Here is a 16,377-nt window from a genome sequence, read left to right as displayed (position 1 = left end):
TGCGGATTTGATCAAAGGGTCATGGCCGCAATCCACGCAAACACAACCATTCCAAAATTGGCGTGGATGAAGGTCGGGATCACTGAATCCTTGACATGGTCATGCTGCCCGTCGGCATTAAGGCCCGATGTTGCGCCAAGCGTGATGGTGGATGCCGGTGATCCGGCATCGCCAAGGGCAGCCGATGCCCCCAGAAGCGCAATGGTTGCCATGGGCGAGAAGCCAAGGGCCAGTGCCAGCGGGATATAGATCGGAGCCAGGATCGGCACGCTGGCGAAGCTGTCGCCAAAGCCGATAGTGATGAACAGGCCGACCAGAAGCATGATCAGCGCGCCAACTGCCTTGTTATCGCCGATCAGTTCGGCACTGGCCTGCACCAGCGGAGCAATTTCGCCGGTGGCATCAAGCACCCCGGCAAAGCCCGATGCTATGGTGATGATCACGGCAATCTGGGCCATCATCCGCATGCCTTCGGTGAAGACATCATCCTGAGCCCGCCAGCGGAAAATGCCCGCCGCCGCCAGAATGACAAAGCCGATCATCGCGCCGACCAGAAGGCTGTCAAACTGCAACTGGCAGATCAGCGCAACGGCAAGGGCGGCTAAGGTTGCCAGCAGTTGAAGCGGATTGATCGACACGGGCTTGGCCGGGTTGATATGGCGCTCGGCAGATGGATCGGTCACATAATCGCGGGGTTTGCGATAGGTGATGAAGACCGCAACCAGCATCCCGGCGACAATCCCCATAACCGGCAGGAACATAGCCTTGGGCGCCATATCGGCCGTCATGGAAAGGTCATAGGCCGCACCAACGTCGTTGACATTGGCCATCAGGATTTCATTAAGGTAAATCGCCCCAAAGCCGGTCGGCAGCAGAAGATAGGAAAAGCTGATCGAGCAGGCGAGGATGCAGGCAATGGCGCGGCGGTCAATCCGCAGGCGATTGAATACGGCCAGAAGCGGCGGGATCATCACCGGGATAAAGGCGATATGAACCGGCACCAGGTTCTGTGAAATCAACGAACAGAAAATGAAGATCGCAAACAGGAACCACTTAAGGCCCTTTGAGGTACTTTGCGCATCGCTTCCGACACGGGCGGCGATCTTTTGGGCAAACAGATCAAGAATGCCCGAACGCGTAATCGCAACCGCAAAGGCACCGATCATCACATAGGTCATGCCGACCTGCGCGCCGACCAGAAGGTTGTCATTAAGCGCACCGATGGCGGTGGTTGTATCCATCCCGGCATGCAGTGCACCCAGCAAGGCGGCGGAAATCAGCGCAATCGGCACTGGAACGCGCAAAAGACACAGCGCGATCATGACAACGATGGTCAGCAAGACAGCATTGATGTGGTAATCGACCAGTGCGGCAATGCCATAGATCGCGGCCATCACAGCGATGACAGGCAGGACGCGGGTCAGTCGGTAATATCCATTGAAGTCGGATCCGGCGGGGGCGTTGCCGGTATCGGTTTGTGTGTTCACAGTCATGTCTCCCCGATTGACTGGTTGGTGGTGGCGCAAAGGTGTTTGCGCATGGCGGGTGAAGACCTGCCGGGGAATTGTTTAAAACAATCCGATGCCAAGGCAAAAAACTTAGCAGGAATGACAGCTATGCGATCCGGGGAGAGATTTGGAAAAAAGGGGTATAAAAAACCAAACCCGCCCGGATTGCTCCGAGGCGGGCTTGGCGCACGGGTCCGGTTTTAGCAAGCCAAAACCGATCGTACAGTCACGTTCGAGGAACCCCGAAAGTGAAAAAGACTAGAAGCCTTCGCGCTCGATGCGCTTGCGCTCCAGCTTGCGGGAACGGCGGACTGCTTCCGCCCCTTCGCGAGCTTTCTTCTCCGACGGCTTTTCAAAGTGGCGGCGGAGTTTCATCTCACGAAAAATGCCCTCGCGCTGCATCTTTTTCTTAAGCGCTTTCAGAGCCTGATCGACATTGTTGTCGCGAACGATTACCTGCACGGAAACCACGCTCCTTTCAAAAAAACAAAAACACCCGGATAAGGCAGCATGCCCTCCGGTTGGTAGCACGGCCTGTATGACCGTGGGCTTTATATAGTCCAAAGCGGAGCAAAAGAAAAGAGGGAAGGAGATATTCGCCTTTGGCGTTGGTTGAGCCAAAGGCGCAAAACGCCAAGGCAAAACACGAATTTCCAGACTCTGGGTTTGTGGTGTTGCGCTTTGCGCGAATTGTATGTCCGAAAAAAATCTCAAAAGTTGATATAATGCTTTGACAAAATTGGGCTTATCGCTGGGGGTGAGTTTGGGTATGCCGCCGGTGGCGTAGGTTTGCATCCGCGCAGAGCCCTCATAACGGTGGGATATTTGCACATGGAAAGCTCATTGCGAGAGACGGCAATTGCACATGCGCCGTTCTTCATTACCGGGCCCGGACAGTCGGATGTGCTGTTCATGATTGTTGTCTGGTCTGTCGTTCTGGGGGTGTTTGGGTTGGGGGCTCTTTATCTGAGCCTGCATGCCCTGCCTGAACGGTTGGCCCATCATGCCAATCACACCCAGATCCAGCTTATCAGTATCCTGACGCTTCTGGCGCTGTTTACCCATAACAACCTGTTCTGGCTGGCGGCTTTGGTGATTGCCGTGGTTCAGGTTCCCGATTTTTACACCCCGATTAATGCGATTGCTGATGCCGTGAAGGCCATGGCACGGGAAAAGGGGGTAATGAGCGAATCCACCGGGCCAAAGCCGGTCACCGATGGTGACGCCTCGACGATCTCCGCCGATATGAATGTGCAGGAGGGCCGTAAAGATGTTTGAACTTATGCTATGTTCCATTTTTACGATCCTGCCTGATTACTTGATTCGCCGATATGCGCAGGGCAAACGTATCGGCAAGGAAATCACCCTGTTTTCGGTCTGGTACGAGCTGCGATACGGGATTGTCGGCTGTGCGATCCTGACAATTTCGCTGATTACGCTGATTTTTTATTACCACCCGTCAAGTCATAACGTTGCGTCGTTCTATCGGACCCTGACCATCTTGCCGGAGAAAAATGGCCGGGTGGTCGAGATTTATGTCGATAACGATGATCAGGTAAAATCGGGCGAACCGTTATTCCGCCTTGATGACCGGACAGAAACCGAGGCGGTCGAAATCGCCCGGCAGCAGGTGCAGGAAATCCGTGCGCAGATGGCGGTAACGCAGGCTGATCTTGCGGTGGCGAACGGCAATCTTGAAGAAGCGCAAGGGGCGTATGAGCAGGTGCGCGAGGAATTGGCGGTCAAGGCTGATCTTTTGTCACGCGGTACCAATGCGGTTTCCCGGCGGGAGGTCGAACGGCTTGAAGTGGCCTTAACCACACGACAGGGATCGGTTAATGCGGCCAAGGCCAATGTCAATGCCGTCGAAACCAGAATGGAAACCCTTCTGCCAGCCCAGCTTGCCAGCGCGGAAGCGTCGCTTCGTTCGGCCGAGGTTGCCCTTGGCAAAACCGTTGTCCGGGCCGGTGTCGATGGCGTGATACAGCAATTTGCATTGCAGATCGGTGATATCGTCAATCCGTTGTTACGTCCGGCCGGTATCCTTATACCAGCCGAACCCGAGGAGGTCATATTCCAAGCCGGTTTTCAGCAGGTTTCCGCCCAGGTTGTCAAAGCCGGGATTCTTGCGGAAATGTCGTGTGCGTCGCTGCCGTTTGAAGTCATCCCGATGTTGGTAACCAGTGTGCAACCGGTGATTGCTGCCGGTCAGTTCCGCCCGACAGACAGATTGCTAGATATCTCGGAACGGGCCGTACCGGGTACGTTCCTTGCCAAAATGATCCCGCTTTATCCTGAGCAGATCAAGGATGTGCCAAGGGGCAGCCAGTGCGTTGCCAATGCCTATACCAATACCCATGATCAGCTTGAAAACCCGGAAATCAGTACGGGCGAATGGTTGTTCCTGCATATGGTGCAGACGGTCGGGATCGTGCATGCGTTGTTACTGCGTATTCAGGCGCTGCTCTGGCCGCTACAGACGTTGGTTTTGTCGGCTCATTAGGCGGCGGATCATGCGTAGGGGCTTTACAGTCGGGGCGTTTTGGTTGGATATAGAGCCATGTCGATCCTTAAAATTGCCCGGATGGGCCACCCGGTTCTGCGCAGGGTCGCGGACCAGGTCGAAAACCCGCTTGATCCAGAAATCCAGCGTTTGATCGCGGATATGAAGGACACCATGAAGGATGCCGGAGGCGTTGGCCTTGCGGCACCGCAGGTGTTTCAGTCAAAGGCGATCATGGTTTTTTATGTCCCGGCCTTTCGCAAAAGCGATGATCCCGATGATGCGGAAGTGCCGTTAAGCGTGCTGATCAATCCGGAAATAGAGGCGATTGGCGATGAAATCGTTGATGGCTGGGAAGGATGCCTTTCGATTCCCGGGTTGCAGGGCGTGGTGCCGCGCTGGAACAAAATCCGTTACCGCGGGTTAGATGAATATGGCAAGGATGTTGAACGCATTGCCGGTGGATTCCATGCGCGCGTGGTTCAGCATGAATATGATCATTTGATCGGGGTGATGTATCCCGAACGTATGGAAGACATGACGTTGCTGGGCTTTGCCGACGAGTTGCGCGACAACCCGCCCGAGACGCCCCTCAGACAGGGGGCATCATCTGCTGACAGTTCCGATGATGGTGCCAATGACGAAAGCAAGGAGGCCTGAAATGACCGTTTCCGAAAGCATGAACCGCCTGCGTACGCAGCGTGAGGCGCTGGTTGCGGCGGCACTTCAACATATCCCGTTTGACGGCTGGAGCATGGCCGCCCTTCGCAGCGGTGCCGAGGACCTTGAACTTGCACCGGGCGAGGTGGATCGTCTTTTGCCCGGGGGCATTCGTCAGGCCATCATTACCTATGTCGAGATGACAGATCGCAAAATGGTCGAGGAACTCGACGAGCTTGATCTGCCATCGATGAAAATCCGCGAACGGATTGCCACTGCGGTCAAAACCCGACTGTCGCTGGTGGAACATGAAAAGGATACGGTGCGGGCAGCCCTTTCCTATCTGGCATTGCCGCAAAACGTCCCGCTTAGCCTTAAGCTGACGCATGGCACGGTGGATAAGATGTGGATCGCGGCCGGTGATACGTCGACCGATCACAATTGGTACACCAAACGGATGTTGCTGGCGGGGGTTTATGGTTCGACACTTGCCTACTGGCTGGATGACAAATCCGAAGGTCACGCAGACAGCTGGGTCTTTCTGGATCGCCGGATCGGCAATGTCATGCAAATCCCGAAAATCACCGGCACGGTTAAAAAGGCAGGGAAATTCGCGGCAACCCCGTTCAAGCTTGGTGCGAAGCTGGCCAAATGCATGCCAACGCCGGGGCGGGTCCGTCGCCAGTTCGGCGCATAGACCGGCTCTGATTTATATCCATAGACAAAACGCCGCCCTGCATCGGGCGGCGTTTTGCGTTGGGGAGGACTTTGGGGACAAGGCGCGTGACTGCGTCTAGCGCATCAGAAAGCTCAGAAGCGTCGTGTCGGGCTTGTTCGCCTGTTCCATTTCGGCGGCAAGATTGATGCTGAACGGTGCACCGTTGTCGTTGGCGACTTCCGTTTCGCCATTGGCGTTGTCGATATCAATCGGCTTTGGTTTGGCGGCCAATGCAACCAGTTCATAGGGCAGGTCACCCATCCACATGCCTTTGCGGTTTTCCTTGGCATGGGCCTGATCCCCCAGATAGGTCAGGCAGTTCGGGTTGCCATCGCAACTGTTCATATCGACAATTGCCCAACCCGCGCGCAGCAGCAAACGGTTGATGTCGGTCTGACCCATGCGGCATTCGGTCAGCATCGGGAATAGCTGGGAATCTGAAACCTGCTGGCAGGCGACGGCATAATTTTCAATGATGCGGTCAAGTGCCTGTGCGGCGGCGGCCCCGCATTGAAACTCGACACTGCCTGCCCGGCAGATCATGCCCGGTCGCGGGGCGCGGATGCCAAACAGTTCGACAATCATATTGCCAAACCGAAGCTGGTCGCCTTGCAGTACATCCGGGAAACCCGCGGCCCCCGGTGCGGCGTGGGCGGCGTTATTTGTGCCGGTGGCTGATGCAAAGCCGGTTATGACTGCAAGGATGAGAAGAAGTTTTTTCATCACGCCTGTTACCCGAAAAGTATTTCCTGACGGGATATCAGCAAGCGCAATGCCAGTTTGGCAGGAAGAAACTGCCTGCCGGGCGAAGCATCTGTGATCCAATGAAAAATGCCCCGAAACCAGCATGGTTCGGGGCATTGGCATAAATTGCACTCGGATGGATATCAGTCCTCTTTGGGCAGAACCCAGGTGATATGGCCCATCTTGCGCCCGGCTTTGGCTTCGGCCTTGCCATAAAGGTGCAGTTTTGCATCCGGCTCGGCCAAAATTGCCTGCCAGTCATCAATGTCATGGCCCAGAAGGTTCTTCATCCGGGCATTTGAATGGTGGGCCGGATTGCCCAACGGCAATCCGCAAACAGCACGGATGAACTGTTCGAACTGGCTGGTGACACAGGCATCAATCGTCCAGTGGCCGGAATTGTGCGGACGCGGGGCAACTTCGTTTACCAGAACGTCGCCATCAGTGGTCACAAACATCTCGACCGCCAGCAACCCGACAAATTCCATCGCCTCGACCAGACGGGTGGCGATGTCCTCGGCCTTTCGGGCAAGATCGGCGGGAATTTTCGCCGGGGCGATGGTGACATCAAGAATGTGATTGGTATGCACATTTTCAACCGGGCAGAAGCAGGCGGTGTCCCCCTTGACCCCGCGCGCGACAATGACCGAGATTTCACGCTCGAACGAGATGAATCCTTCGAGGATGGCCTCGGCACCGTTCATTTCCGTCCATGCGTCGGCAAGGCTGGTTTCGTCAGTTATTTTGACCTGACCCTTGCCGTCGTAGCCCATTTCGGTGGTTTTAAGCACGGCGGGGCGGCCAAGTTTGGCAACGGCGGCCTCAAGATCGGCAATCGAACGGACGGCGGCAAAAGGTGCCGTGCCGATGCCGTTTTCATTGCAGAAAGTCTTTTCACGCAGACGGTTCTGCGACAGATGCAGGCATTTCCAGCCCGGACGGACAGGCACCAGTTCGGATAACAGTTTCACGCTGTCATGCGGCACGTTTTCAAATTCAAACGTCACGACATCAACATCGGCGGCAAAGGCACGAAGCGCATCGAGATCGGTGTAATCGGCAATTGTTGCCTTGGCACAGACCTGTTCGGTCGGGCTGTCTGTGCCGGGGCCGAAAACATGAACCTTATAGCCAAGCTCGGCAGCGCACAGGGCGGCCATCCGGCCAAGCTGGCCATTGCCCATGATGCCAATCGTGCTGCCCGGTGCGATGATGCGTGTCGCGAAATCCTGCGTCATTTATTCCTCGAATTCCTTCACATTCCCCGGTTGGGGCGGGCATCATTGACCTGAATGATGCCAAAGAAAAACGCGCCCGTTCGGGCGCGCTTCATTCATGTCACGGTGCGGGATCGACCGGTTCTTCGGCGACCGCGTCGGTTTGCTGTGCGCGCCAGTCGTCAAGACGTCCTGCGAGCGCATCATCCATCAGTGCCATGATCCCGGCGGCCATCAGGCCGGCATTCTTGGCCCCGGCCGAACCGATTGCCAGTGTTCCGACCGGAACGCCGCCCGGCATCTGAACGATCGACAGAAGGCTATCAAGGCCCTTAAGCGTGCGGCTTTGTACCGGAACGCCGAGAACCGGAAGCGGCGTCATGGCCGCGGCCATGCCCGGAAGGTGGGCCGCACCACCAGCACCGGCAATAATCACCTTAAGGCCGCGCGACTTTGCTGATTTGGCATAGTCATACAGGCGATCAGGGGTGCGATGGGCTGATACGATTTTGGTTTCGTAGGGGACGTGCAGCGCATCAAGGACATCTGCTGCATTTTTCATGGTTTCCCAGTCAGACTGGCTTCCCATGATAATGCCGATGACCGGGCTTTGATCGCTCATGCTGGCGGCTCCGTTTTCGGGCGTTATCAGAAGGCCCGCATTATAGGCAGGAAGGGTGATCATGCAAGCCCGCCAATGGCGCGATATGACATCGTTTCGCGCAGCATTCTGCGCGGCGCGCAATATTGCGCAGGGGTAGCTATAAGGGTAGGGATACTATCCTTGCTTACAGTTGATAATTTAAGTGAAGTATAAGTATTTTGGGTTTATAGTTTTTGATCTTAATTTTTGTCTCTGTGCAGGTAGCACAAGAGAGGGCAGACATGAAAGTCACCAGACCCGGTGCCGCCACACCGTCATCAATGGGGGCGGGCGATGGACGGTATCCATCCAATCCCTATGCCGCGTACACCTATGGCAGGTCGGTGCGCAAAAAAGGTGCGCCTGACCCCGATCAGCATCAGGTTGATATCGTCAATCGCGATATCCTGAATGCCGAACCGGCTGTTACCGCGAACATCCACGACATTGCCGATGTTCTGGGCATTCCTGATGAACAGGTGACCCCGGCTGTGGAACGGGCGATTTCGCGTTTGATGCTGCGCGTTAACGGGCTTTCGGACCATCTGAGCGAATTGCAGCGTCATCAGGTCGAACTGGCCCGCGCAGAAGGGCGTGATCCATTTACCGGCGCGTTAAGCCGCACCAGTTTCATGCAGATTGTTGAAAATGAAATGGTGCTGGTTGGATCGGATCGAACGACACGCGCGCTGTTGCTGTGCGAGATTGCCAATCTTGATGATGTGTTGCAGCGGCACGGTCATGGATGCAAGGAAGGGGTGTTTACCTTTTTGTATCGCACGATTACCGAATTCATCATGCCGCCCCATCAGGTCGGATATCTTGGCTGCAACGATTTTATCGCGTTGCTTTACAACATGGATGAACAGGATGCCTGGCAGCGGGCAGACGCAATTACACGTCGGCTAAGAAAGCATCCTTATTTCTGGAACGGAAAATACATCACCATCGTTCCGGTTTTTGGCATTTATCACGTCAAATCGGGGGAAACCGCCGAAGAAGCGTTGGTATCTGTCGATTATGCCCTGCGTGCTGAAAAAGAAATGAAATCAGCGCAATTACAACGTATTCCAAGCGGTCTTTGAGGCGAGAACGGCGTCCTGCCGTGCCGCTCGTGTCTTTCCAAAAGGGGTGTTCTGCCGGAAACACCGGATTGTTTATCAGGCGATAATGTCGGGTACGAGTTGCGACTCGAGATACAGAATCTCGTCCTTTAGGGCGAGTTTCCGTTTTTTCATGCGCCCCAGCCGCAACTGATCGTGATGGGCCCCGTGGGCCAGTTGTTCGATTGCGATATCGAGATCACGATGTTCCTCGCGCAGAAACAGCAGTCTTTTTTCAACCGCGATCTGATTGATTTCGTCCATTTTTGATCCAGCTTGGTTAGCGACGCGAAGAGCCTGTAATACTATCAGAATTCGGGTTGGCAACCCATATGATTTGTAATCTGCTTTGTTAAGCAAGATCGGATAGGACGGAGGATACGGATGCGGATCGGAATTCTGACCAGTGGCGGCGATTGCGCGGGCCTGAATGCGGTTATTCTGGCGGTTGTACGCCGTGCGGTACTTGGTTATGGCTGGGACGTGGTTGGCATCCGGCAGGGGACGCACGGTTTGATGCAGGACCCGCCGCAGGCCATTGATCTGAACGATTACGTCAATAATGACGGAATGCTGCGTTTGGGCGGTACGATTCTTGGCACCGTGAATAAGGGGGATCCGTTCCATTATCCGATGCCTGATGGCAGTTTTGCCGACCGATCCGCCGATGTGATTGCCGGGTATCACAAGCTTGGCCTTGATGCCCTGATCGGGGTTGGCGGGGATGGCAGTATGGCGATCCTGCATCGGTTGGCCGAAATGGGTGGCATCAATCTGGTGGGTATCCCCAAAACCATCGATAATGATCTGGCACTGACGGAATATTCCGTCGGCTTTACCACGGCGGTCAATGTGGCGGTCGAGGCACTTGACCGGTTGCAGCCGACAGCCGCATCCCATGACCGCATCATGATCCTTGAAGTCATGGGGCGCGATGCCGGGCATATTGCCCTTTTTGCCGGGGTCGCCGGTGGGGCGGATGCGATCCTGATCCCGGAAATGGATTACGATCTGGATGCCCTGACCGAACATTGTCTGAATATCCGCAAGCGTGGACGCAATCATGCATTGGTGATCGTTGCCGAGGCCGTAAAACGCGATGACGGTGCGGCGGTGACGCAAGGGGATGATGGTCAGAAAATACGTTATGGCGGGATCGGGCATTGGTTGGCCGATGAGTTGGGCGCACGAACCGGCTGGGAAACCCGTGTGACCGTGCTGGGCCATGTGCAGCGCGGCGGGATTCCATCGCCGCGCGACCGGGTCATTGCATCGGCCTTCGGGGTGCATGCGGTGGACCTGATTGCGCAGAAAAGGTTTGATCGTGTCGTCGCCTGGTCAAAGCGCAAGGTGATTGATGTTGCGATGGCCGATGTGATTGTCGGGCCGCGTCTTGTCGATACCAAGGGAACCATGGTATCGACCGCAAAAGGGCTTGGTGCCTATCTGGGGCATCCGCCAGAAACAGCGCGGACGGCAAAGACGGTCTGATCAAAAGATCGCACGCTTATAAAAACGAAAAACGCACAGGTTGGATATGAACGCAGAGGAAGTCTGGGCCTTTACGGTCGAGATGTATGGACGGGACGGCGTTGCGCCGCTTTGTCTTGAATTGCAGGAACGTTGTGATCTGGATGTGAACATGTTGCTGTTCATGTTCTATCTTGGCCAGAAGGGGCAGGCACCGCATAGCATATCCGCCCTTGAAAATGCGGTGCGGGACTGGCGTGAACAGGTGATTGTGCCGTTGCGCAATACCCGTCGCTTTTTGCGCAATGCCGATTGGAGCAGTGCGCAAAAACTGCGTGGCAAGGTCAAGAATGACGAAGTTGCCGCCGAACGTATCGAACAGGAACTTCTGTGCAAGGCCGTTGAAACCGTCCCGGCCGGTGATCCGATGGCACCGGCACGGGCCTATCTATCGCCGACCCGCTTTAAGATGAGCCAGTCGGAATGCGATGCTGCGCTGGAACAGCTTTGCGCCTGCATGAAGTTAAGTCCGAAGGCGCAGGGCGGCCTGATAGCTTAATCCGTCTTGCGCGGTTTGCCGGTGACCGGGATGTGGTTTTCGGCGTCCGTGTCGCCCCAGCGGGCCGTTTCCGGAAGATCGATATCAAACAGATCAAGGACCCGGCCGCAGCTTTGCGTGACCATTTCATCAAGCGATTGCGGGCGCGCATAGAAGGCGGGAACCGGCGGGGCAATGATCGCACCGTTTTCAGTCGCCAGTGCCATATTGCGGATGTGGCCGGCATGCAAAGGCGTTTCACGCGCCATCAAAACCAGTCGGCGGCGTTCCTTGAGCATCACATCGGCGGCACGTGCGATCAGATTGTCTGCGACTCCGCTTGCGACCTCGGCTAGAGACTTCATCGAGCAGGGGGCGATGACCATGCCGCGTGCGCGAAAAGAACCGGATGCGATTGAGGCACCGATATCCGCATTGTCATGGACAACATCTGCCAACTCTTTGATATCGCGGATTTTAAAATCGGTTTCATAGGCGATTGTGCGCTCTGCCGCCTTTGAAAGGATCAGGTGGGTCTCGATTGGCGAATTTTTCAGCAGCTGTAAAAAACGAATGCCGTAAATCACCCCGGACGCGCCGGTTATGCCAATGATAAGTCGATCCTTTTGAGACATTTTATGTGTTATCCGGGTCACTATTTGAACGATTGCGTCGTCGAAAGACTGGAAATCATATTACAGAATTACTACCATCTTTGTGTGGGCAAAGTCAGAACTGAGGAGTAGGCGAATGAGTGTTCAATCCCATGTCGAAGCTCTCACTGCCAAACATGCTGCACTTGAGCAGGAACTCCATTACGAGCAGCGCCGCCCGGCGCCAGACAATTCCCGTGTCGCAGACATTAAACGCCGCAAGCTCGAAATCAAGGACGAGATAAGTCGAATAACCCATTAGCCGTCAAGAGGATGCTGGCAAAATCCGCATGGCGTGATGGTAAGGCTGTGCCGATTTCCTGAAAAATGCATCTCCTGACGACAGGATCAGTTCCTTCATTTTTTGCCGCCTCCGCTTGTCGCCCACAACGAGAGGCGGCATTCTTGTAAGCATCCTTCTGCGTTCTGACCTTCATAAAGCAACATACGTGGAAAGATGTTTTCTGGATTGATTTAAATCCGCAAAAATCCCGGTTTTCTGCCCTCTACCAATGTCTAAGGGGCATTGGAAATTTAAATCGGTATTATGATGCCGAATTAGGGCGGCCTTGGGGCTGGCCCTTGATACGGATCGGGCAGGCGATGTCACAACATTTGCGGATGATGATGTCGCGGTAACGCAGCACACAAGCCAGACGCGTATATTTGGGCAAAGATCCAGACGCGCGGGAGGAAGTTTCACAAATGACGGGTCGCTATCAGGAAATCTATGATCGTTCGATCGCGGACAAGGAAGGTTTCTGGGCAGAAGCTGCGGAAAGTCTGTCCTGGTACAAGAAATGGGACCGGGTGCTTGATGACAGCAACGCGCCGTTTTATCGCTGGTTCGAAGGCGGAATGGTCAATACCTGTTTTAATGCGCTGGATCGTCATATCGAAGGCGGTCGTGGTGAACAGGCGGCCCTGATTTATGACAGCCCCGTCACCAATACGATTGAAACATTCACCTATAACCGGTTGCGTGATGAGGTTGCGCGCCTTGCCGGGGCCCTGCATGCCAAGGGGGTGACCAAAGGCGACCGGGTGATCATCTATATGCCAATGATCCCGCAGGCGGCGATGGCGATGCTGGCCTGTGCGCGCATTGGTGCGATCCATTCGGTCGTGTTTGGTGGCTTTGCATCGAACGAGCTTGCGACCCGGATCAATGACGCAAAGCCAAAGCTGATCCTGAGTGCCAGTTGCGGTATCGAGGGATCGCGGGTGATCGAATACAAGCCGCTTCTGGACCGCGCGATTGATCAGGCGAAGCACAAGGTCGAAACGGTCCTGATGTTCCAGCGGGCGCAATGTTCGGCCCCGCTGATCGACGGCCGTGATTTTGACTGGATGGCGGAATGTGCCAAGGCCGCCCCGGCTGATTGTGTGCCCGTGGCCGCGACCGACCCGCTTTATGTGCTGTACACATCGGGCACGACCGGCCAGCCCAAAGGGGTTGTGCGCGACAATGGCGGTCATATGGTGGCGCTTAACTGGTCGATGAAAAATATCTATGATGTTGAGGCGGGTGATGTGTATTGGGCGGCATCCGATGTGGGGTGGGTCGTCGGGCATTCCTATATCGTTTATGCGCCGCTTCTGGCCGGATGCACGACGGTGATGTATGAAGGAAAACCGGTCGGAACGCCCGATGCCGGGGCATTCTGGCGGGTGATATCGCAGCATCGCGTCAAGGTCCTGTTTACCGCACCAACCGCGTTTCGCGCGATCAAGCGCGATGATCCCAAGGCCGCGTTGATGGCCAATTATGATCTTTCATGCCTGAAGGCGCTTTATCTTGCGGGCGAACGGTCAGACCCCGATACGCTGCACTGGGCCGAAGACAGCCTTGGCGTGCCGGTGATCGACCATTGGTGGCAGACCGAAACCGGCTGGTCGATCTGTGCCAATCCGCGCGGTATTGAAATGCTGCCGATCAAATATGGATCGCCGACGGTCGCGGCCTGTGGCTGGGACGTGCAGGTGGTGGATGAGGGCGGCAAGCCGCTTGAACGCGGCAAGATCGGCGCACTGGTCGCCAAGCTGCCATTGCCGCCGGGAACACTTCCGACCCTTTGGCAGAATGATGAAAGGTTCAGGTCGGCCTATCTGGAAGAATTCCCGGGCTATTACGCCACCGGGGATGCCGGTTTTATCGATGAGGACGGCTATATCTATGTGATGTCGCGAACCGATGACATCATCAATGTCGCGGGGCATCGATTGTCGACCGGGGCGATGGAAGAAGTGCTTTCGGGGCATCCCGATGTTGCCGAATGTGCCGTCATTGGGGTGCATGATGACCTTAAGGGGCAATTACCGCTTGGCTTTGTGGTTCTGAAATCCGGGGTGGACCGCCCGCATGAGGCGATCATCAAGGAAGTGGTTGCCATGGTCCGCGATCAGATCGGGCCGGTTGCGGCGTTTAAGCAGGCAACCATCGTGGATCGTCTGCCCAAAACCCGGTCGGGCAAAATCCTTCGTAAAACCATGCGATCCATCGCGGATGGGGAGGCATATAACGCCCCGGCAACCATTGATGATCCGGGGATTTTGCCGGAAATTGCCGAAGCCCTGAAAGATATTGGTTACGCCAAATCGGCGTGATCCTGATGGGATGAAAACTCCCAATGCCGGGACTGGTATGGGGCCGGGGCAGCATCACCGCCCGCCGGATTTATTCTGATTTATCCTGCGGGCGGGCCTTCCTAATATATTGAAAAATATACCATTTTCACGGGAATGAATTTTTCCGAAAAATGTTCTTGATTTGTTCTTTTATTTGTGCCATAAAGGCAAAGTCAACGGGACAAATGCACCCGGATCAAAAACCCGCAAAGCGTGATGCGCTTTCGCGGGTTTTTGCTTATCCGGGCCGGGAAGACAGGAAAGTGACGATGATTGTTCAGCGATCTGATGGGGCGGCAGGGCGACGACGACGTTGCCACAGGGGCATTGATGGCGGATGGAAAAGTCATTACGGGGGACGTGCGTCCGGGCGGTGACGCCCGATAGCCTCGATAAGTTTCGGGGGGCATTTGCGAAAACGGTTGTTAATCATGACGGGAGAAATGTGTCCTTCGGGCATCGGGACGTGCCGGAAGTGTCGGGAAGGCGAAAGAGGCAAACCCGACAGGGGTGGCGATGGCAATGACTGTGGTTGCGGCAGGGCCGAATTGCGACCGGATCAGATCGGCAGGTGCGACAGCTCCGTCGATGCCAGATCGCCAGACGGCCAAGCTGCGAAACCGTCAGGCCGCGAGACTGCCAGACCGCCAAGCTATGCGAAGGCCGGGCAGGGGATTTGCCCGTTGCCCGTGCAGCATCACCTCCGCCAAGCCCGGCCAATGTCACAAAGGCGGCATCGGAATGGCGGGGCAGGCATGGCAGGGCCAGAGCCGAGCAGAGCAGAGCCGAGCAGAGCCGACCCGCCCCGACCCAACCCAACCCAACCCAACCCGTGAAATGCAAGACCGGCGGATCGGCAAAGGCACGGATCAGATCGCCGGGTGCATTCAGGCAAGAAGATCGTTCTGGCTGCCGGGATTGCGGTCCGGGCGCGCGAAGAGAGCTTTGGGGGCCGGGTTCCGGGGCGGCGTTGATTTATCCAGCCCTTGGCGGGGTTTGAACTGCCAGTTATGGGCAGATGGCCAATGTGTCGGGAATGAGTATTGATGACATGATTTATTATCGTGATGCGTTCAAGGTGCTGATGGATGATTCGTTGTCCGATGATTGCCGAAAACATTCCGCCCGCCCTGCCCGTGTCGGGGCATCTTAGCAAGGCGATTTCCGACATGCTGGAAACCGCATGGAAGGCCGGTTAAGCCACCGTGGGTTGAAGATACGCTCCCGACCAAAAGAAGCGACACAGGGCCTGAAGTTTCCGCGTGGTGAAACCGCGCGTTGTTTTTGTGGCTCTTAAAAGGTTGATCACAATAAAAATTTTAGCTAGTCAGGTTATTACACAACGCAGTGTTGCGTGGGAGGTTGTTATGCAACGCGGTGTTGCGTGCGATAAATCTGTTTGGGGCGGAATGGTTCGGGGACCTGTATGATTAGTATTGCTAAATTGCCATCGTTGCTGCTTTTGGCGATGACCATCTTTTGTGGCTTTATGGCCGGTGATGGGCGTGACGCATTTGCGGCAACGACGACAATCACCTGCACCAACCTCGCAGCAGCCAATGCATCGACCTCTCATGTGGCCTACGACGACAGTGATGGTACCTGCGTCGCGGCAAATAATGAAAACAACAGCACCGCATTGCGCGATATCGTCTTCCAGGTCCGAAACTCGAACCTCTCAGTCGAGCAATTCAGGATCGGAACCGGGGGTAGCAGCGACGATGCTGCGCATAGAGGATGTCGTCTCGGCGCTTTTAACGCCGCCGCTGGTGCTAGTTGCACAAATGACCGCGAAAATGCCACTAATGAAACCGCGACGGTCACCATTGATGGGGAGAACGGGGCGACGATCCGGATGACCGTCAATTATACCCTAGTGGTAGGGGGGGGCTACGACCTTCAACAGTGCATCGGTCACAATCACGACTGCTGATGCTGCATCCTCTGATAGCTCGGCCGCTGCCCTGCGCGCGCTTCAAGGTTCGGCAACAC

General features: G+C 55.6%; 17 protein-coding genes. 10 read left to right on the top strand and 7 right to left on the bottom strand.

All coding sequences use genetic code 11. From position 1 onward, the window contains the following. Positions 1 to 11: 11 nt before the first annotated feature. Both TH3_RS14895 and rpsU read right to left on the bottom strand, forming a co-directional pair. A complete protein-coding gene (locus TH3_RS14895; RefSeq protein WP_007091099.1) occupies positions 12 to 1,493 on the bottom strand; it encodes a Na+/H+ antiporter family protein in 1,482 nt (493 codons plus the stop codon). A gap of 273 nt (positions 1,494 to 1,766) precedes the next feature. Next, positions 1,767 to 1,970, bottom strand: a complete 204-nt coding sequence (gene rpsU / locus TH3_RS14890) for a 30S ribosomal protein S21 (protein WP_007091098.1) — start codon at positions 1,968 to 1,970, stop codon at positions 1,767 to 1,769. A 369-nt stretch (positions 1,971 to 2,339) separates the two neighbouring features. Between rpsU and TH3_RS14885 the strand changes: the two genes are divergently transcribed. The 4 genes from TH3_RS14885 to TH3_RS14870 are packed head-to-tail and all read left to right on the top strand — an operon-like array spanning position 2,340 to position 5,368. Next, positions 2,340 to 2,786, top strand: coding sequence for a hypothetical protein (locus TH3_RS14885; RefSeq protein ID WP_007091097.1), 447 nt, complete (start codon positions 2,340 to 2,342; stop codon positions 2,784 to 2,786). Continuing rightward, positions 2,779 to 4,011 carry an HlyD family secretion protein gene (locus tag TH3_RS14880; protein WP_007091096.1) on the top strand — a complete coding sequence of 411 codons (1,233 nt, stop codon included), beginning with the start codon at positions 2,779 to 2,781 and terminating at the stop codon, positions 4,009 to 4,011. The genes TH3_RS14885 and TH3_RS14880 overlap by 8 nt, the downstream gene beginning before the upstream one ends. Before the next feature lie 57 nt (positions 4,012 to 4,068). Next, positions 4,069 to 4,671, top strand: a complete 603-nt coding sequence (gene def, locus TH3_RS14875) for a peptide deformylase (protein WP_007091095.1) — start codon at positions 4,069 to 4,071, stop codon at positions 4,669 to 4,671. A 1-nt stretch (position 4,672) separates the two neighbouring features. Continuing rightward, entirely contained in the window at positions 4,673 to 5,368 is a 696-nt protein-coding gene (locus TH3_RS14870; RefSeq protein WP_007091094.1) for a COQ9 family protein, read from the top strand. Between the two features lie 96 nt (positions 5,369 to 5,464). On the opposite strand, the gene TH3_RS14865 is transcribed toward TH3_RS14870, so the two are convergent. The 3 genes from TH3_RS14865 to purE all read right to left on the bottom strand — a co-directional run bounded on the left by TH3_RS14865 (position 5,465) and on the right by purE (position 7,972). After that, positions 5,465 to 6,112 (bottom strand): thermonuclease family protein, encoded by a 648-nt coding sequence (locus TH3_RS14865; RefSeq protein WP_007091093.1) that lies wholly within the window; start codon positions 6,110 to 6,112, stop codon positions 5,465 to 5,467. 164 nt (positions 6,113 to 6,276) lie between these two features. Next, entirely contained in the window at positions 6,277 to 7,371 is a 1,095-nt protein-coding gene (locus TH3_RS14860) for a 5-(carboxyamino)imidazole ribonucleotide synthase (RefSeq protein ID WP_007091092.1), read from the bottom strand. A gap of 100 nt (positions 7,372 to 7,471) precedes the next feature. After that, positions 7,472 to 7,972 (bottom strand): 5-(carboxyamino)imidazole ribonucleotide mutase, encoded by a 501-nt coding sequence (gene purE / locus TH3_RS14855; RefSeq protein WP_007091091.1) that lies wholly within the window; start codon positions 7,970 to 7,972, stop codon positions 7,472 to 7,474. Between the two features lie 263 nt (positions 7,973 to 8,235). Between purE and TH3_RS14850 the strand changes: the two genes are divergently transcribed. Further along, positions 8,236 to 9,078 (top strand): GGDEF domain-containing protein, encoded by an 843-nt coding sequence (locus TH3_RS14850; RefSeq protein ID WP_007091090.1) that lies wholly within the window; start codon positions 8,236 to 8,238, stop codon positions 9,076 to 9,078. 75 nt (positions 9,079 to 9,153) lie between these two features. Here TH3_RS14850 and TH3_RS14845 read toward each other — a convergent pair whose 3' ends face one another. After that, complete coding sequence (locus TH3_RS14845) at positions 9,154 to 9,360, bottom strand: YdcH family protein (protein ID WP_007091089.1); 207 nt, start codon at positions 9,358 to 9,360, stop codon at positions 9,154 to 9,156. Positions 9,361 to 9,480: 120 nt separating this feature from the next. On the opposite strand from TH3_RS14845, the gene TH3_RS14840 reads away from it, so the two are divergent. Together TH3_RS14840 and TH3_RS14835 are read left to right on the top strand one after the other, a co-directional pair. Further along, on the top strand, positions 9,481 to 10,587 hold the full coding sequence (locus TH3_RS14840) for an ATP-dependent 6-phosphofructokinase (RefSeq protein WP_007091088.1): 1,107 nt from the start codon (positions 9,481 to 9,483) through the stop codon (positions 10,585 to 10,587). 46 nt (positions 10,588 to 10,633) lie between these two features. Continuing rightward, positions 10,634 to 11,125, top strand: a complete 492-nt coding sequence (locus TH3_RS14835; RefSeq protein ID WP_007091087.1) for a TIGR02444 family protein — start codon at positions 10,634 to 10,636, stop codon at positions 11,123 to 11,125. Here TH3_RS14835 and TH3_RS14830 read toward each other — a convergent pair. Then, entirely contained in the window at positions 11,122 to 11,739 is a 618-nt protein-coding gene (locus TH3_RS14830; RefSeq protein ID WP_007091086.1) for a UbiX family flavin prenyltransferase, read from the bottom strand. The genes TH3_RS14835 and TH3_RS14830 overlap by 4 nt on opposite strands. 115 nt (positions 11,740 to 11,854) lie before the next feature. Between TH3_RS14830 and TH3_RS22690 the strand changes: the two genes are divergently transcribed. From TH3_RS22690 to TH3_RS14810, 3 genes are all read left to right on the top strand, one after another. Further along, on the top strand, positions 11,855 to 12,019 hold the full coding sequence (locus TH3_RS22690; RefSeq protein WP_007091085.1) for a YdcH family protein: 165 nt from the start codon (positions 11,855 to 11,857) through the stop codon (positions 12,017 to 12,019). Positions 12,020 to 12,423: 404 nt separating this feature from the next. Continuing rightward, entirely contained in the window at positions 12,424 to 14,364 is a 1,941-nt protein-coding gene (locus TH3_RS14820; protein ID WP_267958667.1) for a propionyl-CoA synthetase, read from the top strand. A gap of 1,447 nt (positions 14,365 to 15,811) precedes the next feature. Further along, positions 15,812 to 16,318: a hypothetical protein gene (locus TH3_RS14810; protein WP_007091082.1), complete on the top strand. Its 507-nt coding sequence runs from the start codon at positions 15,812 to 15,814 to the stop codon at positions 16,316 to 16,318. Positions 16,319 to 16,377 lie beyond the last annotated feature (59 nt).

The sequence above is a fragment of the Thalassospira xiamenensis M-5 = DSM 17429 genome (assembly GCF_000300235.2).
In the GTDB taxonomy this organism is placed as follows: domain Bacteria; phylum Pseudomonadota; class Alphaproteobacteria; order Rhodospirillales; family Thalassospiraceae; genus Thalassospira; species Thalassospira xiamenensis.
This window is presented reverse-complemented; position numbering and strand designations above follow the sequence as displayed.

Excerpts from the sequence above, each read along its gene's own strand:
- TH3_RS14895 (WP_007091099.1), bottom strand. The coding sequence starts at position 1,493 with ATGACTGTGAACACACAAACCGATACCGGCAACGCCCCCGCCGGATCC.
- TH3_RS14885 (WP_007091097.1), top strand. The coding sequence starts at position 2,340 with ATGGAAAGCTCATTGCGAGAGACGGCAATTGCACATGCGCCGTTCTTC.
- TH3_RS14880 (WP_007091096.1), top strand. The coding sequence starts at position 2,779 with ATGTTTGAACTTATGCTATGTTCCATTTTTACGATCCTGCCTGATTAC.
- def (WP_007091095.1), top strand. The coding sequence starts at position 4,069 with ATGTCGATCCTTAAAATTGCCCGGATGGGCCACCCGGTTCTGCGCAGG.
- TH3_RS14870 (WP_007091094.1), top strand. The coding sequence starts at position 4,673 with ATGACCGTTTCCGAAAGCATGAACCGCCTGCGTACGCAGCGTGAGGCG.
- TH3_RS14865 (WP_007091093.1), bottom strand. The coding sequence starts at position 6,112 with ATGAAAAAACTTCTTCTCATCCTTGCAGTCATAACCGGCTTTGCATCA.
- TH3_RS14860 (WP_007091092.1), bottom strand. The coding sequence starts at position 7,371 with ATGACGCAGGATTTCGCGACACGCATCATCGCACCGGGCAGCACGATT.
- purE (WP_007091091.1), bottom strand. The coding sequence starts at position 7,972 with ATGAGCGATCAAAGCCCGGTCATCGGCATTATCATGGGAAGCCAGTCT.
- TH3_RS14850 (WP_007091090.1), top strand. The coding sequence starts at position 8,236 with ATGAAAGTCACCAGACCCGGTGCCGCCACACCGTCATCAATGGGGGCG.
- TH3_RS14845 (WP_007091089.1), bottom strand. The coding sequence starts at position 9,360 with ATGGACGAAATCAATCAGATCGCGGTTGAAAAAAGACTGCTGTTTCTG.
- TH3_RS14840 (WP_007091088.1), top strand. The coding sequence starts at position 9,481 with ATGCGGATCGGAATTCTGACCAGTGGCGGCGATTGCGCGGGCCTGAAT.
- TH3_RS14835 (WP_007091087.1), top strand. The coding sequence starts at position 10,634 with ATGAACGCAGAGGAAGTCTGGGCCTTTACGGTCGAGATGTATGGACGG.
- TH3_RS14830 (WP_007091086.1), bottom strand. The coding sequence starts at position 11,739 with ATGTCTCAAAAGGATCGACTTATCATTGGCATAACCGGCGCGTCCGGG.
- TH3_RS22690 (WP_007091085.1), top strand. The coding sequence starts at position 11,855 with ATGAGTGTTCAATCCCATGTCGAAGCTCTCACTGCCAAACATGCTGCA.
- TH3_RS14810 (WP_007091082.1), top strand. The coding sequence starts at position 15,812 with ATGATTAGTATTGCTAAATTGCCATCGTTGCTGCTTTTGGCGATGACC.